The organism is Streptomyces sp. P6-2-1, from assembly GCF_050613165.1.
In the GTDB taxonomy this organism is placed as follows: Bacteria; Actinomycetota; Actinomycetes; order Streptomycetales; family Streptomycetaceae; genus Streptomyces.
In genome coordinates this window covers 6,436,899-6,455,115 of the sequence record NZ_CP192513.1, presented here as the reverse complement: position 1 = coordinate 6,455,115, position 18,217 = coordinate 6,436,899, and the positions used below count along the sequence as shown (strand labels likewise).

At 71.3% G+C, this 18,217-nt stretch carries 15 protein-coding genes and 1 tRNA gene; 12 read left to right on the top strand and 4 right to left on the bottom strand.

The window, feature by feature from the left end; all coding sequences use genetic code 11:
- Positions 1 to 130: 130 nt before the first annotated feature.
- The 5 genes from ACQYWQ_RS27235 to ACQYWQ_RS27215 all read left to right on the top strand — a co-directional run bounded on the left by ACQYWQ_RS27235 (position 131) and on the right by ACQYWQ_RS27215 (position 6,944).
- Positions 131 to 2,524, top strand: a complete 2,394-nt coding sequence (locus tag ACQYWQ_RS27235) for a GH92 family glycosyl hydrolase (RefSeq protein WP_431038274.1) — start codon at positions 131 to 133, stop codon at positions 2,522 to 2,524.
- A 1,121-nt stretch (positions 2,525 to 3,645) separates the two neighbouring features.
- Positions 3,646 to 3,978 carry a MerR family transcriptional regulator gene (locus ACQYWQ_RS27230; RefSeq protein ID WP_431038273.1) on the top strand — a complete coding sequence of 111 codons (333 nt, stop codon included), beginning with the start codon at positions 3,646 to 3,648 and terminating at the stop codon, positions 3,976 to 3,978.
- 440 nt (positions 3,979 to 4,418) lie between these two features.
- Positions 4,419 to 4,622 carry a cold-shock protein gene (locus tag ACQYWQ_RS27225; RefSeq protein ID WP_431038271.1) on the top strand — a complete coding sequence of 68 codons (204 nt, stop codon included), beginning with the start codon at positions 4,419 to 4,421 and terminating at the stop codon, positions 4,620 to 4,622.
- Between the two features lie 263 nt (positions 4,623 to 4,885).
- A complete protein-coding gene (locus ACQYWQ_RS27220; protein ID WP_431038269.1) occupies positions 4,886 to 6,415 on the top strand; it encodes a DEAD/DEAH box helicase in 1,530 nt (509 codons plus the stop codon).
- A gap of 217 nt (positions 6,416 to 6,632) precedes the next feature.
- On the top strand, positions 6,633 to 6,944 hold the full coding sequence (locus ACQYWQ_RS27215; RefSeq protein WP_431038268.1) for an SCO5918 family protein: 312 nt from the start codon (positions 6,633 to 6,635) through the stop codon (positions 6,942 to 6,944).
- Between the two features lie 145 nt (positions 6,945 to 7,089).
- Here ACQYWQ_RS27215 and ACQYWQ_RS27210 read toward each other — a convergent pair whose 3' ends face one another.
- Both ACQYWQ_RS27210 and ACQYWQ_RS27205 read right to left on the bottom strand, forming a co-directional pair.
- Positions 7,090 to 7,449 (bottom strand): hypothetical protein, encoded by a 360-nt coding sequence (locus ACQYWQ_RS27210; protein WP_431038266.1) that lies wholly within the window; start codon positions 7,447 to 7,449, stop codon positions 7,090 to 7,092.
- Positions 7,450 to 8,032: 583 nt separating this feature from the next.
- Positions 8,033 to 9,499, bottom strand: a complete 1,467-nt coding sequence (locus ACQYWQ_RS27205; protein ID WP_431038264.1) for an FAD-dependent monooxygenase — start codon at positions 9,497 to 9,499, stop codon at positions 8,033 to 8,035.
- A 63-nt stretch (positions 9,500 to 9,562) separates the two neighbouring features.
- Between ACQYWQ_RS27205 and ACQYWQ_RS27200 the strand changes: the two genes are divergently transcribed.
- Positions 9,563 to 10,180 (top strand): TetR/AcrR family transcriptional regulator C-terminal domain-containing protein, encoded by a 618-nt coding sequence (locus ACQYWQ_RS27200; protein WP_431038262.1) that lies wholly within the window; start codon positions 9,563 to 9,565, stop codon positions 10,178 to 10,180.
- 665 nt (positions 10,181 to 10,845) lie between these two features.
- Here ACQYWQ_RS27200 and ACQYWQ_RS27195 read toward each other — a convergent pair.
- Entirely contained in the window at positions 10,846 to 11,766 is a 921-nt protein-coding gene (locus tag ACQYWQ_RS27195) for an NAD-dependent epimerase/dehydratase family protein (protein ID WP_431038261.1), read from the bottom strand.
- A gap of 415 nt (positions 11,767 to 12,181) precedes the next feature.
- Here ACQYWQ_RS27195 and ACQYWQ_RS27190 point away from each other — a divergent pair, with 415 nt between their 5' ends.
- The 4 genes from ACQYWQ_RS27190 (at position 12,182) to ACQYWQ_RS27175 (ending at position 16,187) form a co-directional block, all read left to right on the top strand.
- The gene (locus ACQYWQ_RS27190; protein WP_431038259.1) at positions 12,182 to 12,757 is read left to right on the top strand and encodes a TetR/AcrR family transcriptional regulator; all 576 of its coding nucleotides are present in this window, start codon (positions 12,182 to 12,184) and stop codon (positions 12,755 to 12,757) included.
- A 105-nt stretch (positions 12,758 to 12,862) separates the two neighbouring features.
- The gene (locus ACQYWQ_RS27185; protein WP_431038257.1) at positions 12,863 to 13,789 is read left to right on the top strand and encodes an acetoacetate decarboxylase family protein; all 927 of its coding nucleotides are present in this window, start codon (positions 12,863 to 12,865) and stop codon (positions 13,787 to 13,789) included.
- 7 nt (positions 13,790 to 13,796) lie between these two features.
- Positions 13,797 to 15,404 (top strand): succinic semialdehyde dehydrogenase, encoded by a 1,608-nt coding sequence (locus ACQYWQ_RS27180; RefSeq protein ID WP_431038256.1) that lies wholly within the window; start codon positions 13,797 to 13,799, stop codon positions 15,402 to 15,404.
- A gap of 69 nt (positions 15,405 to 15,473) precedes the next feature.
- Positions 15,474 to 16,187 carry a type 1 glutamine amidotransferase domain-containing protein gene (locus tag ACQYWQ_RS27175; protein ID WP_431038254.1) on the top strand — a complete coding sequence of 238 codons (714 nt, stop codon included), beginning with the start codon at positions 15,474 to 15,476 and terminating at the stop codon, positions 16,185 to 16,187.
- An 85-nt stretch (positions 16,188 to 16,272) separates the two neighbouring features.
- On the opposite strand, the gene ACQYWQ_RS27170 is transcribed toward ACQYWQ_RS27175, so the two are convergent.
- A tRNA-Pro gene (locus ACQYWQ_RS27170) sits at positions 16,273 to 16,346 on the bottom strand.
- 144 nt (positions 16,347 to 16,490) lie between these two features.
- Between ACQYWQ_RS27170 and ACQYWQ_RS27165 the strand changes: the two genes are divergently transcribed.
- Entirely contained in the window at positions 16,491 to 17,198 is a 708-nt protein-coding gene (locus ACQYWQ_RS27165; RefSeq protein ID WP_431038252.1) for a transketolase, read from the top strand.
- A 14-nt stretch (positions 17,199 to 17,212) separates the two neighbouring features.
- Positions 17,213 to 18,118 (top strand): transketolase family protein, encoded by a 906-nt coding sequence (locus ACQYWQ_RS27160; protein WP_431038250.1) that lies wholly within the window; start codon positions 17,213 to 17,215, stop codon positions 18,116 to 18,118.
- The last annotated feature ends 99 nt before the right edge of the window (positions 18,119 to 18,217 follow it).

Sequence of the window (18,217 nt, the reverse complement as noted above, 5' to 3'; positions counted from 1 at the left end):
ACGCGCCGTCGCCCCGGACGGGCACCCGACGAGGACGAAGCACGAACCCGCTCACGCACGGCCCTTGGAACGGGGGCCGCGTGCCACACGTCGACCGCGACAGGACAACGTCGCCGGACTGGAGAACGCAATGGACCGCACCCCTCCCGAGAGCCCGCTGCACCGACGCGCCTTCCTCACCGGAACGGGAGCGGCCGCCGCGGCGGCGGCGCTCGGGATCGGCGGCACGGCGCACGCGACGTACACCGCGCCCCCGTCCGCGCGCGGGGCGGGGCCCGCCGCGGGGTCGGTGCGCCGCGCGACCGCGCCCGTCGATTGCGTCAATCCGCTCACGGGCGCGCTGACGACCTCGCCCGACACCGCGTGCGGCAAGACCTTCCCGGGCGCCGACACCCCGTTCGGGATGGTGCAGCTGAGCCCCGACACCGTCAGCGGCGGGGACAACGGCAGCGGCTACTCGGCCGACATGACGACGATCGAGGGCTTCAGCTTCCTGCACCTCGGCGGCATCGGCTGTTACGGCGACCTCGGCAACCTCCAGGTCATGCCCCAGACCGGCGAACCCGTCACCGGCAGGGACGCGGCGAAAAGCGCGTTCCGCAAGGAGACCGAGGTGGCGACCGCCGGCTACTACGCGGTCGACCTCGACCGGTACGCGGTGCGCGCCGAGATGACGGCCGCGCCGCGGGCCGGGATGCTCCGCTTCACGTTCGGCACGGCGGGCACGGGCCGGATCAAGGTCGATCTCGCGCGCCGGATCGGCTTCGACGGCTCCCACTCGGTCGCCCAGGAACTGCGGCTCGCCGACCCCTGGACGGTCGAGGGCTCGATGCGCGCCGACCGCTCGGGCGGCGGCTGGATCTGCGGCAACGGGCCTGCGTACACGGTCTACTTCTCGATGCGCTTCGAGCGGCGGATCGCCTCCCTCGGCACCTGGGACGGCGACACGGTCCGCCGTGACGCGACCCGGCAGAGCAGCAGCGGTGACAGCGCGGGCTTCTTCGTGGAGTTCCCCGTACGCGCGGGCCAGCACGTACAGGTCAAGGCGGGCGTGTCCTTCACCAGCGTGGCGGGGGCGCGGAACAACCTCAGGGACTCCCTCCCCCACTGGGACTTCGACCGCGCGCACGCCTCGGCCCGCACGGCGTGGTCGAAGGCGCTCGGCAGGATCGCCGTCAAGGGCGGCTCGGCCGAGCAGCGGGAGATCTTCTACTCGGCGCTCTACCACACCATGATCGACCCGCGGATCTCCAGCGACGCGGACGGCGGCTCGCGCTTCGGCGAGGGCCCCGTGCGCAGGGACCCCTTCACGCAGCGCACCGTCTTCAGCGGCTGGGACGTCTTCCGCGCCCAGTTCCCGCTCCTGACGATCATCGACGAGCAGACCGTGAGCGACGAGGTGAACACCCTGCTCGCGCTGACCGACTCGGGACGCGTGAAGGGCCTGGCCCGCTGGGAACTGCTCGGCACGGACACCGACACGATGGTCGGCGACCCGGCGGTCAACATCATCTCGGAGGCGTACGTCAAGGGGGTGCGCGGCTTCGACGTGGACAAGGCGTACGCGTACTGCCGCGACGTCGCCATCGGCCCCGCCGAGAAGTCCAACCGCAACGACTTCGACAACTGGACGAAGCTCGGGTACTGCGTGGACACGAGCCTGTCGAAGACCCTGGAGAACGCCTACTCGGACTACGCCCTGGCCCGGTTCGCCGAGGCGCGGGGGCGCACGGCGGACGCGCGGCGGCTCGACCGGACCGCGCGGAACTACCGGAACGTGTTCCGCGAGGACGTCGGCTGGTTCCGGGGCAGGAACGCGGACGGTTCCTGGATGGGCGACCAGGACGGCTGCACCGAGTCCAACCCCGAGCAGCAGGGCTGGTTCGTGCCGCACGATGTGCCGGGGCTGATCGAACTGCTCGGCGGCAGGGACGCCTTCGTCTCGCGGCTCGACGACATGTTCCGGCAGACACCGCCGGACAAGATGATGGTGTGGAACGACAAGTACAACCACTCCAACGAGCCGGTGCACCAGATGGCTTTCATGTTCGCGCACGCGGGCGCGCCCTGGCTGACGCAGAAGTGGTCCCGGTACGTGTGCGAGCACGCCTACGCGACGGGCCCTGCCGGGCTCTCGGGCAACGACGACTGCGGCCAGATGTCGGCCTGGTACGTACTGGCGGCGTCCGGCTTCTACCCGGTGGCCCCGGCGAGTGGCGTGTACGCGCTCGGCAGCCCCCTCTTCGACGAGGTGGTGTTCACCACCAGCCGCGGCACCCGCTTCACGATCGAGGCGCGGCACAACTCGGCGAAGAACATGTACGTACGCGCGGCCCGGCTCAACGGGCGGCCCCTGGACCGCGCGTGGATCACCCACGAGGAGATCGTCTCGGGCGGGCACCTCACGCTGGAGATGGGCGCCGAGCCGGACAAGCGCTGGGGCAGCGCCCCCCACCAGGCCCCGCCCTCGCGCACTCGTCCCGTCCCGCCGGCGCCCGAGCACCGCGGCCCCTCCCGGGACTGAACCCTCGGGGTCGCCGCCGGGTCGGCCCGGCGGCGACCCTTCGCGTTCCAGGGCGCGGGGCGTCGTTCGGCGGCGTCGAACGCGGGGCGAGCGCGGCCAGTGCCTCGCGGAGCCGGTCGGACAGTGAGCCGCGGGGCACGACGAGCCCACCGGCGCCGGGACTCCCGGCGGCCGCGGCGTTTTCGGCCGGTCCGAGCCGGCCTTCCCGCGCGATGCGCCCCGCGGCGGCCACATTCGCCCCCAGCACACGGGCCGTGGGCGCCCCGCCGTCACCGGGGCACGCGGCGATCACCGCCGTGAGCGGGGCCTCCCCGAGGAGCGCGTCGCGCACCTGCTGAGCACCCCCCGGGCGGCGGGCCGAGGCGATGCGCGAACCGGGCGCGCGTCAACGGCTTTCCCGGCCGCGCCGCGGCCACGGTCCGCGCGCTCCGGTGCCGACTACTCCATCTCGCGAGTCACGAAAATCTATGTTGGCCAGAGTAGACATTGAGGGATGGTGCGGCTAGGGTTTTCCTCGTGGCCGGGGAGCGGCACGGCACGGCGGAGGTGAACCGCCAGTCGGCTGCACCTGCGGTCGCGATGCGCAGGACGGTGCGGTGGTGGAGTCCCGGAGCCACGTTGTCGCAGGGCGGCGACGGGACTGACGACCGGACCGGGTGGCCCGCGGTGATCAGGGGCCGCCGTGAAGTACCGCGGTTCAGGCAGTAGTCGTATTCCGCAGCGGAGTCAGGTGAGCAGCACCTCGGTGAAGGCGTCGGCTGCGGGCGCGCGCACCGGGAGGTTCGGCAGTGGGGTTCCAAGCCGGAGCAGACGCAGGACGGGCAACGGGGCTGGCTGCCGAAGACGGACACGTATGTGATCCCAGAGGGAAGAACGGAGGAACCAGACGCCATCAGGATCGCCCGGGCGGAGACTGAGCCCGGGTACCGCAGGACATCGATAGTGAGGTGGTCTCCGGTCAAACAACCGCGATCCCCGCACCCCCGACAGTCCTCAGGTCGGGGCAGCGGAAACAAGAGGCCGACGCGGTATCAAGGTCGGCGGATGGTGTAGCAGTTCCTTCGGGGCTCGGGTGCGATACGGCACCCGAGCCCCTCGACGCGTTCCACAGAGAGGTGCAAATGACAGCAGACGACTCGTTCGGCCGTCTCGACGACGACGACTATCCCGCCTACACGATGGGCCGGGCCGCAGCGATGCTCGGCACCACGCCGGGCTTCCTCCGCGCCGTCGGCGAAGCCCGCCTCATCACTCCGCTGCGTTCCGAGGGCGGCCACCGCCGCTACTCCCGCTATCAGCTGCGCATCGCCGCCCGTGCCCGCGAACTCGTCGACCAGGGCACGCCCGTCGAGGCCGCCTGCCGCATCGTCATCCTCGAAGACCAGCTCGAAGAGGCCCGCCGTATCAACGCGGAGTACCGCCGCGCCGCCGCCGAGTCCGATACCGACGCCTGACCTCCGGTCGCGGAAACCCGCCGACGCCCTCCCGCCGCCGATGCGCCGCATGAGCCCATGACAGCCGAGTATCCCTCCGGCGGCAGGAGCGCGACCCCCGTCACCGTCCGGCGCCACACCGCTCTCGACCGGACCGCACCGCGAAAGAAATTTCCCGTCACTCGCCTATCTGTTGCGGCCGGATGAGTTTTTGGCGTGCCGCGTGCAGAGTGTTTCTACCGGCGTAATCAGGGCTCCATAAGAAACCGGGCGTACACCATAGCCGCGTGCTAGTGTCCGTCCCAGTTGCAGTTGTGGTTCCCAAATTTTCGACGCTTACGTCAGCATTGCGCTGCGGGAGGCGTTGTGCGTTTCCGGTTGTTCTCCGGGCAGGGCATCATCACGGCGACCCGGTGTCCGCGATCGCGGGTACCGGCGTACTGCCCACAAGGAGATATGACATGGCGTCCGGCACTGTGAAGTGGTTCAACGCGGCCAAGGGATTCGGTTTCATCGAGCAGGACGGTGGGGGTGCCGACGTGTTCGCCCACTTCTCGAACATCGCCGCCGACGGCTTCCGGGAGCTGCTCGAAGGCCAGAAGGTCTCGTTCGATATCGCGGCGGGCCAGAAGGGCCCGACGGCCGAGAACATCGTTCCGGCCTGACCCGACGCGCACTTCGTAGCCGGGGCCCGCATCCCTCGGGGTGCGGGCCCTCTCCTCGCCCGGCGCGCCCGCTTTTTCCGGGCCGCGCCCGTCCAGGGCTTCGCGCCCCTGTGAAGTGCTCCGTTCAGCACCCGAATCCGCGCGAATTCACTGTCCAGCGGATTCGCCTTCGCATTCCACCCCGGCTCGTTCTCGTACTTCCCTGCGCTGCCTTTTCGTTGCGGGAATTCCTTGATACGTGCCGTATCGAGGAAGGTTCTCATATGAACCCCACACGCACGAACGACCGCACACGCACGAACGACCGCACACGGACGAGCGACCGCACACGCACGAACGACCGGACCTCAAGGGCCCGCCGCGCGGACGGCGCCGGTGCGGGACGCGGCGGTCGCTTCGGCTCGTCGGCCCCGCACCGCTCGGGTGGCCACGGACGGCGGTCCGCCGCGGCCCCGGGCGAGTTCGCCCTGCCGAAGACGATCACTCCCGCACTGCCGGCGGTCGAGTCGTTCGCCGACCTCGACATGCCCGCCCCTCTGCTGGCGACGCTGACCGGGCACGGCGTGCGCGTCCCGTTCCCGATCCAGGGTGCGACCCTGCCCAACACTCTCGCGGGCCGCGACGCCCTGGGACGTGGACGCACGGGGTCAGGGAAGACCCTCGCCTTCGGCCTGGCTCTGCTGGCCCGCACCGCCGGCCAACGCGCCGAGCCCGGCCGGCCGCTGGCCCTGGTCCTCGTCCCGACGCGTGAGCTGGCCCAGCAGGTGGCCGACGCGCTCACCCCCTACGCCCGCTCGGTGAAGTTGCGCCTGGCCACCGTCGTCGGCGGAATGCCGATCGGCAGGCAGGCGGGAGCGCTGCGGGACGGCACCGAAGTGGTCGTCGCCACGCCGGGCCGGCTCAAGGACCTCATCGACCGCGGTGACTGCCGGCTCAACCAGGTCGCGATCACCGTCCTGGACGAGGCCGACCAGATGGCCGACATGGGCTTCATGCCCCAGGTCACGGCACTTCTGGACCAAGTCCGCCCCGAGGGCCAGCGGATGCTGTTCTCGGCCACCCTGGACCGCAACGTGGACCGCCTGGTCCGCCGCTACCTCACGGACCCGGTCGTCCACTCCGTCGACCCGTCCGCGGGCGCGGTCACCGCGATGGAGCACCACGTCCTGCACATCCACGGCGCGGACAAGCACCGTACGACCACCGAGATCGCGGCCCGTGACGGGCGGGTGATCATGTTCCTGGACACCAAGCGCGCGGTGGACAAGCTCACCGCCCACCTGCTGGCCAGCGGGGTCCGGGCCGCCGCCCTGCACGGTGGAAAGGCGCAGTCGCAGCGGACCCGCACCCTGACGCAGTTCAAGACCGGGCACGTCACCGTGCTCGTCGCCACGAACGTCGCCGCCCGCGGTATCCACGTCGACAACCTCGACCTCGTCGTCAACATCGACCCGCCGACCGATCACAAGGATTACCTCCACCGCGGCGGCCGCACCGCGCGGGCCGGCGAGCCGGGGAGCGTCGTCACGCTGGTCACCCCCCAGCAGCGCGGCGACATGAGCCGCCTCATGGCCGCCGCGGGGATCGTGCCCAGGACCACCCGGATTCGGGCGGGCGAGGAGGCGCTGCATCAGATCACCGGTGCGAAGGAACCTTCCGGCATTCCCGTCACGATCGCCGCGCCCGGGGCGGAGCGACGCAAGCGCGGCGCGGCCTCACGCGGACGACGGCGCCGGGCCCCGATCGCCCCGCGCGGCACGGCGCGGCAGACCTCCTTCGACGCGGCGGTGTAGAGACCGCGCACTCAGGAAAGCGACCCGCGACCGCACGAGGTGCCTTGAGATGCGGGTTCGGACACACCCCTCGCGCATACGGATCAGGTCCGACCGGCGACGTCGCGGGTAGCAGTGGGCCGCTCACCTTCCCGCGCCCACGCCCGCCGAAGCCGAGCCCGCATCGCCGACCCGCCGCACCGCGGCGGTGCCATCCCGTTTCTCCCTGTGAGGCATCATGCGCTGTATCATCGCCCGCTTCCCGTTCGACCTCACCAAGAGCGGCGTCCTGGAATCCATGAGGGGCGTCGAGCCCGAAGAGGTCACCGGCGAGTCCGTGATCATCGGCCGCCGCACCTACCCGGTCAAACAGGTCGGGCACGTCATCACACGCCAGGACCGTCGCGACTTCAGCGCCGGTGAAGTCCTCCGGGCCATGACGCGTCTCGGCTTCACCTGCCGCGGCCCCCGCCCGGCGGCCGCGCCCCCGCACACCCCCGGTTCCGTCCAGCAGGCTTCCGCGATGCTCGGCGTCCCCGCGACCCTCTGAGGGGCGGCGAGCCCCGGGCCGCCACCGCGGACAAGGGTGAGGGTCCGACCGGCAGCTCCGGTCGGACCCTCACCGCGTCACCGCGTCACCGCGTCACCGCGTCACCGCGTCACCGCGTCACCCGTCAGCCGGCAACGTCGCGATCTCACTGGTCGGAGTAGCTGAAGTCGCCCACGGTCCAAGCGCTGACGTCATCGATCGCCACGCGGTACATCCCCCCTGTCTCCGGAATCCCCACCGTGCCCTGCAAGATCCGCGCCACATGGAAATGCAGATGCGTCGGCGCCTTCCCCTCACGCCTCGCATCGGTGAAGGCGGCGGAAAATTCCTGGAGGCGGGCCGAGTCCGCCAGTACCTCGCGCACCCGCTGCCTCCAGACGGCTTCGGGAGCCAGACGCCCCGTGATCACAGCGCCACCGGCGACCACGGTCAGGGTCATCTGGTTGCTGCGCCCGGACTCCACCAAGGCAGCTACGTCAACGAGCAGTTCGTCAGGCTTCGACATGAGAGAGAATTCTAGTCAACACCGCCCTGTCCGTTGGAGTGGTGGCGCCGGTGCGACAAACGAGTCGGTGCGCAGGCCCCCCTGAAGCCCGCCGCTGAAGCCCGCCCCTGAAGCCCGCCGCTGGAAAGCACGTGCTCCCGGCGGCCCCTGAGCGGACGAATACGCGCGGGGGGATACGCGCGGGGGGATACGCGCGGGGGGATACGCGCGGGGGGATACGCGCGAGGGAATACGCGCCGACGAACCCGGCTCCGCGCGAAACGACGGCGCCCCGGCAGGCCGGGCGGACGCCTCGCCGTCACTGCCCGACGAGACGCCGGACGGTGTATCGAGGGCGACGCCGCGGGGCCCGCCGGACGACGCGTTGACGCCCGGCACGGCGGTCGGCACGCCTGCCGGTGTGGACGCGGCCGCTCGCGGTGCGACGAGCCCTCGTCCGGGCGAGGTGAGCCGGCGGCGCACGTCCTCCCCGGTCACGGTGGTCCCGTGAGGGAACTCGGCGGGCGGTCCCGCCTCGTCGGCGCCCCCGCCTGCCGCGGGCCGATGCCCTCACCGCGGTTCGCACGGCGAGGGCCGGGCCCGGTCAGCGTCGAGTCGCGGACACCGCCGCGCGCGCCGCGGTCCGCAGGGCTTCGGTGTCGGTCTGCTCGCTCGCCCAGGCGACATGCCCGTCGGGGCGGATGAGCGCGGCACGCACGCGGGACCAGGCGGGTCGCGGATCGGGCCGGGGCGCGGTGTGCGTGATGACGTGAGAGATCGCGGACGGTGCCGCGGTGCCGGTGAAGTGCAACAGGACGTGGCGGCCGGCCCTGAGCAGTGTGAAGAGGTCGGTGCTGTCGGAGAGTTCGATGTTGGGCGCGCGGTGACCGGTCAGGGGGTGGCCGTGTGGGGGTCCCGGGTAGGTGACTGCCAGCGCGGAGAGCCGTTCGGCCAGGTTTCGGGAGAACTCGGGCACGGTCGCGATGAACTGTCCCAGGAGCGCGCGCAGGTCCTGACCCTCCGCCGAGTAGGCGTTCATCAGTGCCGTCTGGGCGCGTGTGCTGCGCAGCAGATCGGCGCCGACCGGGTGGCGTTCGCTGTGGTAGCTGTCCAGGAGCCCGGCGGGGGCGGTGCCTGCCACGGTGGCGGCCAGTTTCCAGCCGAGGTTCGTCGCGTCCTGGATACCGACGTTGAGGCCCACGCCACCGGCCGGGTAGTGCATGTGGGCCGCGTCCCCCGCGAGGAGGACGCGGCCCCTGCGGTACGCGGCGGCCTGGCGGGTGGCGTTGCCGAACCGGGAGAGCCAGCTCGGATCACGCATGCCGAAATCGGTACCGGCGATCCGGGTGACCGTGGCGCGCAGCCCGTCGAGGGTGAGTTCGCCGGGGTAGCCGGTACCTGTGCTGTCCGGGTCGCCGCCGACGATCCGGTGGATGCCGCCCGGCATCGGGACGATCATGAGACCACCGGCGGGGCCCGACACGGTCGGCACCGCTTCTCGTGGCGGGTTGTCCAGGACGACGTCGCCCAGGAAGCCCCAGGTGGTGGCGTCGTTGCCGGGGAAGTCGATACCGGCCGCCTCGCGCACGGTGCTTCGGGTGCCGTCGCAGCCGACGACGTAGTCGGCGCGCAGTGTGTACGGGCCTTCGGGGCCGGTTGCCGCGACACTCACCCCGCTTTCGTCCTGGGCAAGTCCGGTCACTCGGTGCCCGCGCCGGATTCCGGCTCCGGCCGCCCTCCCGTACTCCTCCAGCAGCTCCTCGGTACGGGCCTGCGGCAGGGCGAGTGTGAAGGGGTACGGGGTGTCGAGGACGCTGAAGTCCATCCGCTCGTCGAGCCCGCCGAAGTGGCCGCTCGGGATGCGCCGCCCTTCCGCGAGGAAGGGCTCCAGCGCGCCCCGGGTGGCCAGGATCTCCAGTGTGCGCGGATGGATGGTGAGCGCCTTGGAGTGGGGGTCCCGCTCGCTGCGGGCTTCCAGGACGGTGACCGGCGTTCCGCTCAGCCGCAGTTCGGCGGCCAGCCACAGCCCGGTGGGGCCGCCTCCTGCGATGACGACGTGCGGGTGCTCCATGACAGCTCCTCAAACATGTCTTGGTCGGTGACCAAGGCGGGGTGCTCCCAGTAGACTAGGTCGGTGACCAAGAAGCAAGCGGAGGATCTCGCCCAGCCCCGGCTCGACCCCGGAACGGTGGTGCGCACGGCCCTGGAACTGCTGGAGGAGAAGGGCGCGGACAGGCTCTCGATCCGCGGCATCGCGGACCGGCTCGGCGTCCGGATGAACACCGTGCTCTGGCACGCGAAGACCAAGGCGCGGCTGCTGGAGTTGATGGCGGACGCGATCGTGGCCGGGGCCCCGGTGGACGGGCTGCCCGAGCCCTGGGAACCACGGGTCCGCGAACTGCTCCACCGCTACCGCCGCGCGCTGCTGGCCCACCGGGACGGGGCCAGGATCGTGGCCGGTACGTACGCCGCCGAACCCGCCACGCTCCGCTTCGCCGACCTGATGACCGAGGCGCTGCTGGCCGGAGGACTGACGGAACGCGAGGCGGTCTGGACGGGCTGGAGTCTTGTGTACTTCGCCCTGGGACTGGCCCAGGAGGAGCAGGCGCTTCCCGACGCGATGGGCCCGGCGTTCGCGCGACGGCTGGGCACGGGCGCGTACCCCGCACTGTCCCGGGCCGCCGCGTACTTCGAGGACACCTCCTTCGACGAGCGTTTCGACTACGGGCTCTCCCGCATCCTGGGGGTGTAGAACGGAACGCCCCCCACAGCCGGGCTCTCCGCCCCGCACCACCGGGTCCGGCGTCGAGGAGGACGAGGCCGACGTGGCCGACGTGGCCGGGAGCGACGAGGAAGGGGAGCGATACGACCACGCCCGCGACCTCCGCTCCCCACGTCACGAGCACCGGCGCCGCCCGCACTCCCGCCTGACACGGAGCAACGAGGGCCGGGTCCATGTATCCGCGCTCGGCCACCCGGCGCTCGTGGATCACGGCCCCTTCGAGGACGATCTCGGCCCGCAGCATCGCGTCGCCCAACGGCGCGGCCTCGTCCCCCGTCCGCCGGTGCGGCCGCCCCTTGGGCGCCCTCCTCGGCAGTGCCGCGGCGTCTCGCCCGACAGGCCCTTGGCCGCCGCGCGCCGGTTCGGCCCGTCCTCCTTCGCGGTCTCCCGCAGGCTCATCGCGCCGGACTCGCACAGGCCGCGCAACCGCCTCGGCTCCGACCAGCGATGCGAATCCGGGACCACTTCCGCCGTCCTCCACCGACCCCGAACAGGACGGCGGAAGACTCGCGCGACACCAACCTCACCGCGTCAACAACGGCACCCTTTCATCCGTACGCGGCGGGGCGCCCGTTGTACCGGAGGCGGTTCGGTGTCACGGTGCGCGGCGGACAGCAGGAGCGCCTGCCGACGGATCAACCGGCGAGAATCCGCTCCACTCCCTCCCGGTAGCTCGTGACCTGGAAGTCGGGAAAGCGGGCCGCGAACTTGGAGCTGTCGAAGATGTTGTCGTCCCGGTAGCGGACGAGCAGCTCGTACATCTCGCCGAGCGGCTTGACGAACCGGCGCGCCAGGCGGAAGGCGAGCATCGGCAGCACCGTGTAGCCGATCCTGACGCCGGTGACCTCACCGGCGATCCTGATGAGCTGGGCGTAGGAATGCCGGTCGGGGTCGACCGGCAGGTGCCACGTCTGGCCGTAGGCATCCGGCGTGTTGCCGAGCAGGGCGAGAGCGCGGCTCGCGTCGGGGGTCCAGATCAGGGAACGCTTGGCATGGGCGTCGACCGGGACGAACGGCCGCTTGCCCGCCTTGATCCGGTCGAACACCAACGAGTTCGTGTAGCTCTTCGTCCGGCCGGGACCGTAGAACTCGGGCGCCCGGCCGATCAGGGCGTCGACCCGCCCCGCCCGCATGGCCTCCAGCAGCATGGTGGCGAGCTGGCCGCGGACCCGTCCCTTACGTCCGCCCGGCGCGAACGCCGTCGACTCGGTCTGGGGCGTCGACGTCCCGGGATACATGTAGGTGTTGTCGAAGAAGACGAGCTTCGTGCCGTGTTCGGCGCAGGCGTCGATGACGTTGCGCATGATGACAGGGAACTGCCGCTCCCACAGCTCCGAGTCCAGGGGCAGGCCGACGGTGAGGTAGGCGATGTCGCTGCCCGCGACGGCACGGCTGGTGGCGTCGGCGTCGGTGAGGTCCGCTGCCACGAGTTCATCGGTGTCGTTCACCCTCGACGGCTTGCGGCTGACGAGGCGAATGTCCTTGGTGTGGTCGCGGTGGAGCGCGTTCACGAGCTCGTCGGCGATCGGGCCGCCGGCGCCGAGAACGGTCTGCATGGGATCTCCTTGAGGTGGGTGGTGCGGGTGCCGACGACAGCCCGGCCGCGAGCGGCGTCGTGCCACGACGGACGCGGCCGACCCCCGCGGCCACGGGTGCGGACCCAGCCGATGCGGTCGTTGGCCGAGCCTTCGGCACCGGATCGCCGGTGTGGTGCCAGCGTGTCACCGAGGTGGACAGGAAAAGGCGATCAGCGAGGCCGTCGACCGCCCCGACCGGCGACCACGCCTCGTCGCCCGGGCTGATAGCGACGGCCGGTGTGATATCGGCGGGTCGACCGCGTACGCCGGTCGGCCGGTGAGCGCCGCGTGAGCCCATCCGAGCGCCGTGCGAGCCCCTTCCCGCGGGCCCCGGCTCCTTCGGACGTACACTATGTTTACAGCGCTAACACAGCATAGGAGAGTGAAGTAGACAGTGTCAACTTCGGAGAAGAGTGGCTACCATCACGGCGATCTGCGCGCGGCGCTGCTGTCGGCCGCGATGGAGATGCTGGAGCGCGGCGAGCCCTTCTCCCTGCGCGCCGTCGCGCGCCGGGCCGGCGTGTCGCCGACCGCGCCGTACCGCCACTTCAAGGACCGCGACGCCCTGGAGTCGGCGCTTGCCGTCGAGGGCTTCCGGGATCTGCTGGCCGACCTCGACGGCGAGCGCGACCTGCCCGCCTCGCTCACGGACCTGGCCGAGTTCGCCGTCGCCTACGTCACCTTCGCGCTGCGCCGTCCGGCCCTGTTCCGCGTGATGTTCGGCAAGCCGTGCGACGACGCCGACGACGAGCGGGTCAAGGCGGCCGACGCCCTGCACGAGCTGCTGGCCGACGCACTCCATCGCGTCTTCCCCGACGCGGACGCCTCGGCCCTCGCCTCGGCCGGCTGGGGGCTCGCCCACGGACTGGCCTGCCTGTACCTCGACGGCAAACTGCACGCCACGTCGGGCGAGGAGGTCGCCGACCGGGTACGTGGCGCCTTCCTGGCGATCACGTCGGCCGGCTCCTGAGACGCGCCGCCCGCCCGCGAGCCTCCCGCGCCACCCCTTGTTGACGCTGCTCACATGCCGTGCGATCCTCGATGTTGACGCCGCTCACATCAGAGGAGAGAGTCCATGCCACCAACCGACAAACTGACCGGCCGGACCGTAGAGGTCGATCTCGGAGGGCGTCTCGTCACCGTCCCCGAAGGGGGCCTCTACGACCGGTTCCGCATGGACACCGACCTCGACGAGGTCGAGCGGGACCCGCGGGTCGGCAGCGTCGACTTCTTCCGCCGGATGCCGAAGAACCGCGTGGACTCCCGCATCGGGCCCACGCTGACGCCGAACTTCTACTACCGCATCTCCACGACCCGGCTCACGATGCTCGCGCCGACCAGGGCGATCCGGGCCCGCCTGCCCCAGGAACTCGACCCGCTGGAGATCGCCCCGGGGCTCGGGATCGTCTCCGTGATGGCCTTTCGGTACGACGTCTGCGACATCGACTTCTACACCGAGGCCGCGATCGGCATCGCCGTGAAGCCGGCGCGGCACGGCGGGCTGGGCCTGCTCGACCTGGTCACCGGGCTCAAGAACGACTCCCTGCACTCCTACGTCCTCTCGCTCCCGGTCAACACCGAGATCGCGCAGGTGCGCGGCCACGACGCCTACGGGTTCCCCAAATGGGTCACGGAACTCGACGTCGACATCGACACCGCGCGCACCTCCACCAGGGTCGCCAACGACCAGGGCGGCCTCGACCTCGCCCTGTCGGCACCCACCCCGAAGCAGACCGCCCGGCCCACCGGCGAACACGTCTCGACCCTGACCTCGTACACCACGATCGACGGCGCCTGGCACTCCACGACCAGCCAGATCAACATGCTCCACTCGGGAACCACGCGGTTCCCCCGCGGCCTGGACCTCCGGCTCGGCGAGGGCCGGATGAGTGACGACCTGCGCTCGCTGAAGCCGTTCCGCACGATCCAGCTCGACGTCACCACCGAGGGCCAGCTGGCGCTGCACATGCCCGTGCCCACCTCCCTCAAGGACAGGAGCTGAGACCGCGATGACCACCACGGACACCACCCCCGCCGACACGGACACCACCCCCGCCGAGGCCGCCCTCCCGTCATGGCTGACACCGTCCCGCCTCGCCCGCCTGGCCTCCCTGGTGGCCGCTGGTGCCCGCGGCCGGCGGACCACCACGACCTCGCCGTACACGGGCACGCCGCTCGCGGACCTTCCGGTCTCGACCCCCGACGACGTCGCGGACGCCTTCGCCCGGGCGCGCGCCGCCCAGGCCGGTTGGGCGGCCACCCCGGTGGCCGAGCGCAAGCGCATCATGCTGCGCTTCCACGACCTCGTTCTCCAGCGGCAGGAGGAAGCCCTCGACCTGATGCAGGCCGAGAGCGGCAAGACCCGTCGCGACGCGTTCCTTGAGATCAGCGACATCGCCATCACCGCACGCTATTACGCGCGCAGCGCACGGCGGCTGCTCGCGCCGAAGCGCCGCAAGGGCGCGATCCCTGTCCTGACCCACACCGCCGAACTACGTCACCCCAAGGGCGTCGTCACCGTCATCTCGCCCTGGAACTACCCGCTCAGCATGGCCGCCGGGGACGCCATCCCTGCCCTGATGGCCGGCAACGCCGTCGTGCAGAAGCCCGACACGCAGACCGCCCTGACGGCGCTGTGGGCGCTGGCCCTGATGCGCGAGGCCGGACTGCCTGCCGACGTGTGGCAGATGGTGGTCGGCCGTGGCAGCTCCATCGGGGACGCGCTCATGGCCGGCGCGGACTACATGATGTTCACCGGTTCCACTGCCAGCGGGCGCCGGATCGCGCGCGACGCGGGTCAGCGACTGATCGGCGCGTCCCTGGAACTCGGCGGCAAGAACGCCATGATCGTCCTCGCCGATGCCGACATCGACAAGGCCGCCGCCGGTGCGGTCACCGCCTGTTTCCCCTCGGCCGGGCAACTGTGCGTGTCCATCGAGCGGCTCTACGTCGCCGACGAGATCCACGACGCCTTCGTCACCGCGTTCGTCGAACGCGTCCGGGCCATGCGCCTGGGGGCGGCCTACGACTTCTCGGTGGACATGGGCTCGCTGACCACGCCCTCGCAGCTTGAGACCGTCGGCTCGCACGTCGACGACGCGGTGTCGAAGGGCGCCACGGTGCTGGCCGGAGGCACGGCCCGGCCCGACCTCGGGCCACTGTTCTACGAGCCGACGGTCCTGGCAGACGTGACCCCCGAGATGACGCTGTTCGACCACGAGACGTTCGGCCCGGTGGTGTCGGTCCACCGCTACCGGTCGGTCGACGAGGCGGTGGGAATGGCCAACGCCACGCCGTACGGCCTCAACGCGAGTATCTGGGGCCGCGACGGCGCCCGGGCCCGCAAGGTCGCGGGACGACTGCACGCAGGCACCGTCAACGTCAACGAGGCGTTCGCCGCCGCCTGGGGCAGCATCGACGCCCCGATGGGCGGCATGGGCGACTCGGGCCTCGGCCGCCGTCACGGCGCCGAAGGACTGCTCAAGTACACCGAAGCCCAGACCGTCGCCCACCAGCGCCTCCAGGGCTTCACCCCGCCCACCGGGGTCGAACACGCGCAGTGGGCCGGAATCCTGACCCGGGCATTCAAGACGCTGCGCGCCCTGGGCATCCGCTGACAGCACACTGGCTCCGGCTACGACGGCCCGTCATTTCACGACCCCGGTCCGCATGAAGGAAAATCAGCCATGACCAAGCGACGCGTCCTCAACGTCGTCACGAACGTAGGCCACTACGACGACCCGTCCCGCACCACCGGCCTGTGGCTCTCCGAACTCACGCACGCCTGGCACGTCTTCGAGGAGCACGGATACGAGCAGACGCTCGTCAGTCCGGCCGGCGGCGCGGTGCCTCTCGAACCGCGGGCGCTGAAGTTCCCGAATGACGACAGGACCGCCAAGGCGTGGCGCGCCGACCCCGAAAAGATGGCCCTGCTCGAGCACACGGCGAGCCCGGACCGGATCGACCCCTCCCAGTACGACGCGATCTACTTCACCGGCGGTCACGCGGTGATGTACGACTTCCCCGACAGCGAGGGCCTGCAACGCATCACCCGCGAGATCCATGAGCGCGGCGGCATCGTCTCCTCGGTCTGCCACGGCTACTGCGGTCTGCTCAACACCCGGCTCTCCGACGGCTCCTACCTCATCGCCGGCCGCAGGATGACGGGATTCGCCTGGAGCGAGGAGGTCCTCGCCCGCGTCGACAAGCTGGTCCCGTACAACGCCGAGGAGCAGGCCAAGCGACGCGGCGCGCGCTACGAGAAGGCGACACTGCCGTTCGTCTCCTACGTCGTGACCGACGGCACCCTCGTCACCGGCCAGAACCCTCGCTCGGCCAAGGCCACAGCGAAGAAGGTCGTCGAAGCCGTCGAGGGCAAGGCGTCGAAGGAGCGGGGCTGAGTCGAGACGCGGCCCCGGCCCGGGAACGCCTCAGGGCCGGTGTCGGAATTCTCCGATACCGGCCCTGAGCTGCGACTTCGAAAAGTCGGGACGACAGGATTTGAACCTGCGACCCCTTGACCCCCAGTCAAGTGCGCTACCAAGCTGCGCCACGTCCCGATGCGCGAGTGACCTGGGCTTTCGGTGGGAGGCCCGGGCCGGACGCGCACAGAAAGCTTACCGCATCCCGGGCGGTGGTCGTGCCGATTCACGGGCGGGCGGAGCGTTGACCTCAAGCGTGGTTGAGGTTTTATCGTCGTCCGCATGACGATCTTCACGCCGGCAACGGCCGGTTCTCAGGGGTACGCGGAGCTGCCGGGGCTCATGTCGCGGCTGACCGGGGACGAGAAGCACGGGCCCGCGGCGACCTCGACGCTGGACGCGCTGTGGGTGCTCTACGACCGGGTGCTGCGCGTGACGCCCGAGACCGTGGACGCGCCGGGGCGTGACCGGTTCCTGCTGTCGAAGGGGCACGGGCCTATGGCGTACTACGCCGTGCTCGCGGCGAAGGGCTTCGTGCCCGTCGCGTGGCTCGACGGCTTCGGCGGATTCGGCTCGCCGCTCGGCTTCCACCCGGACCGCACGCTCGTGCCCGGCGTCGAGATCGGCAGCGGTTCACTCGGGCACGGGCTGCCGCTCGGGGTGGGGGTCGCGCTCGGCCTGCGGGCGCGCGGGCTCGGCGACGCGGCCGTGTGGGTGCTCGTCGGGGACGCCGAGCTGGACGAGGGTTCGAACGAGGAGGCCGTCGCCTACGCGGGAGCGGCGGGGCTCGACCGGCTGCACACCGTCGTGATCGACAACGACTCGGCCCGCTGGAGGCGCCCGGGGGCGCTCGCCGCACGCTTCGCGGCGGGCGGCTGGGCGGTCGAGGACGTCGACGGGCGTGATCACGAGGCGCTGTACGGGGCCTTCACCACCCCGCACCCGGGGCGTCCCCTCGCCGTCGTCGCCCACGTCGAAGCCAAGAACTGAACAGGAGGACCACCGTGGAATCCATGCGTGACCGTTTCGGCAGCACCATGACCACTCTGCTCGACGAGGACGAGCGCCTCGCCGTCGTCCTCGCCGTGATCAGCGGCGACCGCTTCACCGAGGCCGGCCGCCGCCACCCCGACCGGGTCATCGACCTCGGCATTCGCGAACAGCTGCTCGTGAGCGCGGGCGGCGGGCTCGCGCTCGCCGGGATGCGGCCCGTCCTGCACACCTTCGCGAGCTTCCTCGTCGAGCGGCCCTTCGAGCAGGTCAAGCTCGACTTCGGGCACCAGGGCGTCGGCGGCGTCCTGGTCAGCTCCGGAGCCTCGTACGACATCGCGTCGGGCGGCTTCACGCACATGTCGCCGGGCGACGTGGCCCTCGTCGGCACGCTCGACGGGTGGACGGTGCACGTCCCCGGGCACCCCGACGAGGCCGAGGCGCTGCTGCGGCACGCCGTGCGGGGCGACGACCGGGTCTACGTACGGCTCTCGGAGCAGACGAACGCGGTGGCGAGGCCCGTCGACGGGAGCGCACCGCTCGTGCTGCGCGAGGGGCGCGCGGGCGTCGTGCTCGCGGTCGGGCCACTGCTCGACGAGGTACTCGCGGCGACCGAGGGCATCGACGTCACCGTCCTGTACGCGACGACGGTGCGCCCCTTCGACGGCGTGGCCCTGCGCGCCGCCGTGGACGCCACCGACGCGGCGGACGTCGTCCTCGTGGAGCCGTACCTCGCGGGGACGTCGACGGCGGCCGTCGCCGAAGCGCTCGTCGACAGGCCGCACCGCGTCCTGGGTCTCGGCGTGGGCCGTGCCGAGCTGCGCCGCTACGGTTCCGCCGCCGAGCACGTCGCGGCGCACGGCCTGGACGCGGCGGGGCTGCGCGAGCGGATCGGGGGCTTCCTGGGGACCGGGCGCTGAGGTCGTACGGGCCCCCGGGGACTCGTACGGAGCGCAGGCCCTTACGGGCGGCGCGTCGCGGCCCGTACCGCGAATGCCCGCGGTCCCGTGCCGCCTCCG